Annotated in this window: 5 protein-coding genes and 1 pseudogene; 3 read left to right on the top strand and 3 right to left on the bottom strand. The window is 65.8% G+C overall.

Features of this window, described 5'->3' with window-relative positions:
- From Q7T45_RS08310 to Q7T45_RS08300, 3 genes and pseudogenes are all read right to left on the bottom strand, one after another.
- A pseudogene (locus tag Q7T45_RS08310) lies at positions 1 to 625 on the bottom strand (nicotinate phosphoribosyltransferase); the annotation flags it as partial.
- Positions 626 to 686: 61 nt separating this feature from the next.
- Positions 687 to 4,244 (bottom strand): molybdopterin cofactor-binding domain-containing protein, encoded by a 3,558-nt coding sequence (locus tag Q7T45_RS08305; RefSeq protein WP_304869590.1) that lies wholly within the window; start codon positions 4,242 to 4,244, stop codon positions 687 to 689.
- Positions 4,244 to 4,726: a (2Fe-2S)-binding protein gene (locus Q7T45_RS08300; protein WP_304869588.1), complete on the bottom strand. Its 483-nt coding sequence runs from the start codon at positions 4,724 to 4,726 to the stop codon at positions 4,244 to 4,246. The genes Q7T45_RS08305 and Q7T45_RS08300 overlap by 1 nt, the downstream gene beginning before the upstream one ends.
- Positions 4,727 to 5,064: 338 nt before the next feature.
- On the opposite strand from Q7T45_RS08300, the gene Q7T45_RS08295 reads away from it, so the two are divergent.
- From Q7T45_RS08295 to Q7T45_RS08285, 3 genes are read left to right on the top strand one after another with little or no spacing between them, the layout of a single operon-like run.
- On the top strand, positions 5,065 to 6,522 hold the full coding sequence (locus tag Q7T45_RS08295; RefSeq protein WP_304869587.1) for a 6-hydroxynicotinate reductase: 1,458 nt from the start codon (positions 5,065 to 5,067) through the stop codon (positions 6,520 to 6,522).
- Positions 6,519 to 7,430, top strand: coding sequence for a UPF0280 family protein (locus tag Q7T45_RS08290; protein WP_304869586.1), 912 nt, complete (start codon positions 6,519 to 6,521; stop codon positions 7,428 to 7,430). Before Q7T45_RS08295 ends, Q7T45_RS08290 begins: the two co-directional genes overlap by 4 nt.
- 27 nt (positions 7,431 to 7,457) lie before the next feature.
- Positions 7,458 to 8,042, top strand: a complete 585-nt coding sequence (locus tag Q7T45_RS08285; RefSeq protein WP_304869585.1) for an amino acid synthesis family protein — start codon at positions 7,458 to 7,460, stop codon at positions 8,040 to 8,042.
- The last annotated feature ends 6 nt before the right edge of the window (positions 8,043 to 8,048 follow it).

Here is an 8,048-nt window from a genome sequence, read left to right as displayed (position 1 = left end):
CGCACCAGCGCTGCCACAGGAAACCGTGGCGCCGCCGTGTGCCGAAATCGGACAGCCGCAAGCCGTCCAGTTTTTGCAGGCGCTCGACCTTGGTCCACAGCTTGGCCTTGGCGCGGGCATAGAGCACGTCGAGGGCGAAGCGGCCCTGGCCCTTCATCGCCTGGCGCGAGCGCAACTCGTTGAGGATGGCGAGCGCCGGAATCTCCCACATCGTGGTGTGGGTCCACGGCCCGTGGAAGTGCAGTTCGTACTGGCCGTCGACCTTGCGCAGTTCGTATTCGGGCAGCCGGAACGCGGCCAGCCAATTGATGAAATCGGGCGAGAACATCTGGGTCTTGCCGTAGAAGGTATTGCCGGCGAGCCAGATCAGCTCCTTCTTGGCAAACCTGATCGAGCGGGCATGATCGAGCTGGGCGCGCAATTCCTGCTCGTCGATGATTTCGCCAAGCCGGACGTGGCGGCTGCGGTTGATCACCGAGAAGGTGACCTGCTGGTCCGGATAAAATTCCCGGATCATCTGCAGCATCAGCAGCTTGTAGAAATCGGTATCGAGCAGGCTGCGCACGATCGGGTCGAGCCGCCAGCCATGATTGTAGGTTCGGGATGCAATGTCGGTGACTGCCATAGGGGAACCCTAGCCCGCCGGGAGCCCCGCAACCAGTGCCGTTTCGGCCCGGCATGGCAGCTCAGCGCGATATCCGGTGCCTGGCCTGGCTGACGGCCGCCCGGACCCCAGTCCAGTCAGGCTTTTCCGGCGCAAATTGCCGCCGCAGGAAGGTCACCAGCTCGGCGAGCTGGTCGTCGTTCATGCTGTCCTTGAAGCCGGGCATGTAGCCGAGGTCGCTGGTCGCGGGTGCTGCGATGCCGTGCAGGATCACCTGGATCAGATTGTCAGGCACGGCGCTGTGCAGATTGCTGTTCAGCGCCAGCGACGGCCGGCTGCCGAACAGCGGCGCGCCGCCTACCGCATGGCACACCGCGCAGGCGCCTTCATAGAGCCGGGCGCCGAGGGGCGATGCCAAAGCCACCCGGGAAAGGGTCGATTTTTCCAGCTGGGCGGCGAGCGCGGCCTGTGCCGGCTGACCGATCGCAGTCTCGTTGAAGGACGCGAGATAGACCGCCATGGCGCGGATGTCCTGGTCGGGCAGGGCGGCAAGCTCCTTCACCACAGGCGCCATCGGCCCCGCGGCCACGCCGTGCAGGCGGGATTCGCCGGTTCGCAAATAAGCATAAAGCTCGTCTTCGCTCCACGGGATCGGTGCATGCGACAGCGACGTCAGCGGTGGCGCCTCCCAGCCCTCCGCAATACCGCCGGCGAGGTAGGCATCGGCTTTTTCCGCGCCCAGCGCATTGCGCGGCGAATGGCAGGCGCCGCAATGGCCGAGGCCCTCGACCAGATAGGCGCCGCGATTCCATGTCGCGGATTTGGTCGCGTCGGGCTGGAAGGTGCCGGGCTGGTGGAACAGCGCGTTCCATCCCGCCATCAACGGCCGCAGGTTGAAGGGAAACGCCAGCCTGGTCTCCGGCGTCTCGGCGCGCACCGCCGGCTGCGCCATCAGATAGGCATAGAGCGCCTGCAGGTCGGCATCGCTGGTCCTGACGAAGTGGGTATAGGGAAACGCCGGATAGAGATGCTTGCCGTCGCGATGGATGCCCTCGCGCATCGCGCGCTCGAAGGCGGGGTACGACCACGCGCCGATCCCGGTCTCGACATCAGGCGTGATGTTGGTGGCGTAGATGGTGCCGAACGGCGTCTCGATTCCCCGGCCTCCGGCGTTGACGGCGCCGTTCACCATGGTGTGGCAGACCGCGCAGTCGCCGAGTGCGGCGAGCTGCTGGCCGCGCGCGATCGTGGCCGCCGAATACGTCGACGGATCCGGCCGTGCGATCGGCGCGATCGCCCGCCATGGCAGCACCGCCGTTGCGACGCCCACCACAGCCACACATAGCGCCGCAGCGGTCGCGAAGGCGCCGCGCCGTCCGGCGGATGGATTTTTCCATCGGTCGTTCGGAGCGGGCGATTGCGGCGCGGGCAGCGGCATCGGAGTTGGCGCCACATCCTGTCCCCCGCGCAATCCCGCCAGGATGCGCTCCGGCGTGAACGGCAGTTCGCGAAACCGCACGCCCGTCGCGTCGAAGATGGCGTTGGCGATGGCGGCAGCACTCGGCACGGAAGCGGATTCGCCGACGCCGAGCGGCGGCTGGTCCTGCCGCGGCAGCATCAGCACGTCGATTTTGGGGACGTCGGGAAATTTTATGATGGGGTAGGCGCCCCATTCGCGCGCTGTCACCGCATGGCGGTCGAACGAGACTTCTTCCATCAGCGCGCGGCTGGTCGACTGGATCACGTTGCCATGGATCTGATGGCGCACGCCGTCCGGATTGATCATCAACCCGGAATCCTGCCCAGCCACCACGCGGGTGACGCTGACGTCGCCGGTTAGCTTGTTGACGGCCACGTCGGCGATCCAGGCCGACCATGCCGCGCCGTATCCTGGAAACTTGCTGTGGACATAGAGCGCATAGGCAAAGCCGCGCCCGCGCACGATGTCGCCTTCGGCTTCCGGTTCTTTCCAGACCGGGCGAGGGGCCCAGCCGGCGCGCTCTGCGACGGCGTTGACCAGATCGACCGCGCGCTGGTCCTTCAGGTAACGCAGCCGGTACTCGATCGGATCGACGCCGGCCTCGGTGGCGAGTTCGTCGATGTAGGATTCATGGGCAAAGGTATTGGGCAGCGCCGAGACGCCGCGAAACCAGGATGCCCGCACGATCGGGGGCATGTCATGCGCCACCACCCGCATCGCGTCGTAATCGTAGGGCGGGATCGCGGTGCGGTCGCCCATCTCGAACACGGCGGGGACCGGCGCGACGGCACCGGTCAACAGCAGCGCCAGCGTGGGTGCACCATTCGATGGATAGCGGGTTGTAAAATCGTAAGCTGCGACGCCGCCGTCGGCGTTCAACCCGCCGTTGACGTCCATCAACTGCGCGGTGCCCTTGGGCTCCCAGGCGTGTTCCTGTTCGCGCGTCAGCTGCACCCGTACCGGGCGGCCGACCGCGCGCGACAGCAGCACCGCATCCGCCGTGACATCGTCGGCGCAGTTGCGGCCGTAGCAGCCGGCGGCCTCCAGCCGGATCACGTCGATCTCGCTATCCGGTTTTTGCAGCAGCAAGGCGAGATCGGTGCGGAGGATGTGGGGATTCTGTGTGCCGGACCACACCCTGATGTGGCCGTCCTTGTAATCAGCGACCGCGCAGGACGGGCCGATCGAACCGTGCATCTGGTACGGCCAGATGTAGGTGCGCTGCATCGGCGTGTCGGCCGCTGCAATAGCGGCATCGACGTCGCCCTTGTCGATCAGAACGCGGGGCGCCGAAGGATTGGCGCGCAGCGCCTTCTCGATGTCCTTCAGGTCAGGCAGCGTCGGGGTCGGCTTCCAGCTCACCTTCAGCTGCGCGGCGGCCTTGATCGCGTTTTCCTCGCGCTCGGCGACCACGCCGACGAAATCGCCGATCCGCACCACCGCCACCAGTCCCTTGATATCGCGGACCGAGCTTTCGTCGACCGCGATCAAGCTGGTCCCGACAAAGGCGCCGACATCGACGCCGGCGTAAGGTGGCCGCACCACGCGGCCGTGCAGCATCAGGGGCACGCGCACGTCGTGGACATAGACCAGTTCGCCGGTCGCCTTTGCCGGCAGGTCGGTGCGCGGCACCGATTGCCCGACGATGCTGTAGGCCTCCACGGCTTTCACGGGGACGTCGTCGGCAAGCTCGAGGCGAATGGTCTCGCCGGATATCAGTTCGCCGTAAGAGACGCTGCGATTATCTTTGCCGCGGATCAGGCCGTCCTCGATGACGAGATCCCCGACCTCAAGCTCCAGCCGCTCCGCGGCGCGCGCCACCAGGAAATGCCGTGCCTGCGCCGCGGCCTTGCGCAGCGGCACCGCCGTAATCTGGATGGTCTCGCTGGCGATGGTCGCGCCCTGATTGGGAACGAGCGCGGTATCGCCGAGTACGACGATCACGCGGGCAAAGGACACGTCGAGTTCTTCGGCGACGATTTGCCCGAGCGCGGTGCGGATGCCGGTGCCGAGATCGACATGGCCATTGAAGGCCGTGACCGAACCGTCTGCCGTTATCTTTACAAACGTATCGAAGTCGCCGTTCGCGCCGGAGCCAGCCGGGCGAACCACCGACAAGGAGCCGGGCAACGTCTTCATCGGAGCGTCCGGATCGGTCATCAGCTCGCCGCCTCGGCGAGGTGGCCCGCCGCCCGCATCGCCGCGCGCATGATCTCGATATGCGCGCCGCAGCGGCACAGATGATAGCGCAGCGCTTCCATGACCTCGGCCTCGGAAGGATGCGGCGTGCGATTGAGCAGCGCCTTGGTGCTGATGATCATGCCGTTGAGGCAATAGCCGCACTGTGCGGCCTGTTCGGCGATGAAGGCCTGCTGCACCGGATCGGGCCGGTCGCGCGAGCCGAGACCTTCGAGCGTCTCGATGTCGCGCCCGACGCATCCCTCGATCGGGATCACGCAGGCGCGCGCCGCCACGCCGTCGATCAGCACGGCGCAGGCGCCGCATTCGCCGAGCCCGCAGCCGTATTTCGGTCCGTTCAGTTCGAGGTCGTTGCGCAGAACATAGAGCAACGCGGTATCGGGGTCGGCGTCGATGTCGTGGATCCGGCCGTTCACCGTCAGGCGGATCGTGCTCTGCGTCATGTCAGTGGTCCCGCTGCAACGGTTGCGCTGCAAAAACATCGCCTTGAAAGCCGAGGCGAAGATACCGTTTGCATACAAACGTGCAAGCGCACCGTCGCGTGGTCAAATCCATTGCCCGGTTTATGAACAAGGCTGCGAGGCAAACTGCGGTTTTTGGCGGCAGCGGCGGTTTTCGCATGCGCGGGCGCTTGACAGCTTTCGGCGGCGCGCGCAACATCGTTCGTATACGAACAAGATGGCGGTAGCGGCAAAACACGACAGGTTCGCTGCCGCAACGCCGTTGACGATACGCCGCACCTGATCTCCGACAGTTTGACGCTGGTTTTGAGAGCTTGTTCATGCTGACTGAACCGACAAGCGCTGCCGACGACAAGATCCGCTGCGATGCTTGTCCCGTGATGTGCTACATCAAGCCCGGTGCGGCGGGCGCCTGCGATCGCTATGCCAATCACAATGGCGAACTGGTGCGGGTCGATCCCCATATCCTCCTGGAACGAACGGTGTCGCATGGCGGACGGCTGGTGCCGTTCCAGGCCGGCGGCGACTGGGACGGCAAGCTGGTGCACGAGCCCGATGTCTTCGTCACCGCGATCGGCGCCGGCACCACTTATCCTGATTACAAGCCCGCGCCCTTCATCGTTTCCTCGGAAGTCGACGGCGTCGACATGGTCACCGTCGTGACCGAGGGCATCTTCAGCTATTGCGGCGTCAAGGTGAAGATCGACACCGATCGCTACCTCGGCCCGGAAACCGCGACGGTTCGCGCGCAGGGCGAGGCGATCGGCCATGTCTCGACCAGCGAATATGGCTCGCAGATGCTGTCGCTGGGCGGCGTGCACCACCTCACCGGCGGCTCGAAGAAGGAAGGCCGCGTCACCTGCGACGCGCTGATGGACCTCAGTAACTGCAAGCCGGTCGAGCTCACCATCGACGGCGGCGCCACCGTGGTGGTGCAGGCCGGTTATCCCCCCATCGTCAACGGCGTGCCCGAGGAGCGCATGCGGGTCGGCTGCGGCTCGGCGACCATCGGCATGTTCGCCAAGCAATGGCACGGCAAGGTCGATGAAGTCGTCGTCGTCGACGACCACATCACCGGCGTGCTCTCGGAGCACCAGGCCGGCAAGGTGCTGGATATCCCCGACAGCGGCATCAAGATGAAAGGGCGGCGCTCGACGCCGGGCCGTTATTTCCAGGTCGCCGAACCCGGCACCGGCTGGGGCGGCACCAGGATTTCCGATCCGTTGTCGGTGCTCGGTCCGTTCGATGCCAGGAAGGCGCGCCCGGGCTTGACCATGCTGATGGTCTCCACCACCGGCGAGCACGCGGCTTACTACGAACTCGACGCGGCGCTGCAGCCGGTCGAAAGGCCCATGCCGGTGGATCTAAGATTGTCGGTCGAGCGGATCCAGGAGAATTGCGAGCCGGCGCTGTGCACCGTGCTGTTCATGGGCGGGGCGGGCGGATCGTTGCGCGCCGGGGTCACCGACAATCCGGTACGGCTGACGCGATCGGTCAAGGACGCGCTGACGCGCGTCACCAGCGGCGGCGCGCCGGTCTATGTCTGGCCCGGCGGCGGCATCACCTTCATGGTGGACGTCACGATGTTGCCGGCCGGGGCCTTCGGCTACGTTCCTACTCCGGCGCTGGTGGCGCCCATCGAGTTTACCCTGAAATTGTCGGACTATGCCGCGCTGGGCGGCCATATGGACCATGTGCGTCCGCTGACGTCGTTGAAGGACAGCACGGAAACGCGCATCATGCCTTCGCCGCAATCCAATGGGGAACCGCGGTCATGACGCGCCTTCCGCAAATCAGGTTGCTGGCGGACGGCAAGCGGCTGCATCTGCAGGACGGTCCGATCGACCTGATCGTGGAGGCCGTCGGCAGCGAGGCCGACCGGCGTGCGGCCTACGACGCGGCAGTGCGGCGCTTTACCGGATTGCTCGACGAACTCTGCAGTGAATTGCCGCTGTTGCGGCGGGTGGCCGATGCAGACCGGTGCCTGCTGCAAGGCGTGGTCGCGCGCCGCATGCATGCCGCGGTAGCACCTTTTGCTGCCGCACACTTCATTACGCCGATGGCGGCGGTGGCAGGCTCCGTCGCCGAGGAGATTCTCGGTGCGATGACCGGTGTGGCGCGCCTCGATCGCGTCTATGTCAACAATGGAGGCGACATCGCGCTGTATCTGGCCGACGGCGAACGCTTTTCGGTTGGCCTGATGGACCGGCCGGACGCCTCGGGAACGATGCGAACGATTTCGATCGATGCCGATGAACCCTCGCGGGGGATTGCGACTTCGGGACGCCACGGGCGCAGTTTTTCGCTCGGCATCGCCGATGCGGTAACCGTGCTGGCAGAGACCGCGTCGCAGGCCGACGCGGCCGCCACTATCATCGCCAATTCAGTCGATCTGCCCGGACACCCCGCCATCATGCGTTGTCCGGCGCGGGATTTGCAGCCCGACAGCGATCTCGGCGCGCGGCTTGTCACCCGCGGCGTCGGCGAATTGTCGGAAGCCGAGATTGCGGCGGCGCTCGAAGCCGGTGCGGCGTGTGCGCGCAGGCTGCTCGCGATGGGGTTGATCGACAGCGCCATATTGCGCTTGCATGGCGAAAGCCTGGTCGTGGCGCCGAAGGCGATCGAACCGACCGTATTGCAGGCGCCGGCCGCTGCAAGCGCGATGGAAAGGTTGATGCATGCGTAGGCGAGTTCGAAAACAAGGCGTAGCACGATGAGCGCGATCATTCGCAAGATCGTCACGGTGGTCGAGGAGACCTTTCTTGAAATGGGTCAGACGGTCTCGCCGCCGACCCGGCGCGCGGCGGCGATCGCCGTGATCGAAAATCCATTTGCCGGCCGCTACGTCGAAGACCTCTCGCCCCTGATTACGATCGGCGAGGAACTCGGCGAGTTGCTGTCGAAAAAGGCCGTGGCCGCGCTCGGGATCGACGGCGCCAGGGCGCAGAGCTACGGCAAGGCGGCCGCGGTCGGCGAGAACGGCGAACTCGAACACGCCGCCGCGATCCTGCATCCCAAGATGGGCGCGCCGGTGCGCAAGGTTCTGGGCAAGGGCGCGGCCCTGATCCCGTCCTCGAAGAAGCGCAGCGGGCCGGGCACGACACTGGATATCCCGCTCGGCCACAAGGATGCGGCGTTCGTGCGCAGCCATTTCGACGGCATGGAAGTCATGATCAACGACGCGCCGCGCGCCAACGAGATCATGGTCGCGGTCGCGGTGACCGACAGCGGCAGGCCGCTGCCGCGGGTCGGCGGATTGACGGTCGCGGAAGTCAAAGGCGAAGACGGTCTACGGTAATTCTTT

It is taken from the genome of Bradyrhizobium sp., assembly GCF_030646015.1.
GTDB lineage: Bacteria > Pseudomonadota > Alphaproteobacteria > Rhizobiales > Xanthobacteraceae > Bradyrhizobium.
The sequence above is the reverse complement of the archived record's forward strand: the minus strand, read 5'-3'. Positions and strand labels throughout refer to the sequence as shown.

Excerpts from the sequence above, each read along its gene's own strand:
- Q7T45_RS08300 (WP_304869588.1), bottom strand. The coding sequence starts at position 4,726 with ATGACGCAGAGCACGATCCGCCTGACGGTGAACGGCCGGATCCACGAC.
- Q7T45_RS08295 (WP_304869587.1), top strand. The coding sequence starts at position 5,065 with ATGCTGACTGAACCGACAAGCGCTGCCGACGACAAGATCCGCTGCGAT.
- Q7T45_RS08305 (WP_304869590.1), bottom strand. The coding sequence starts at position 4,244 with ATGACCGATCCGGACGCTCCGATGAAGACGTTGCCCGGCTCCTTGTCG.
- Q7T45_RS08290 (WP_304869586.1), top strand. The coding sequence starts at position 6,519 with ATGACGCGCCTTCCGCAAATCAGGTTGCTGGCGGACGGCAAGCGGCTG.
- Q7T45_RS08285 (WP_304869585.1), top strand. The coding sequence starts at position 7,458 with ATGAGCGCGATCATTCGCAAGATCGTCACGGTGGTCGAGGAGACCTTT.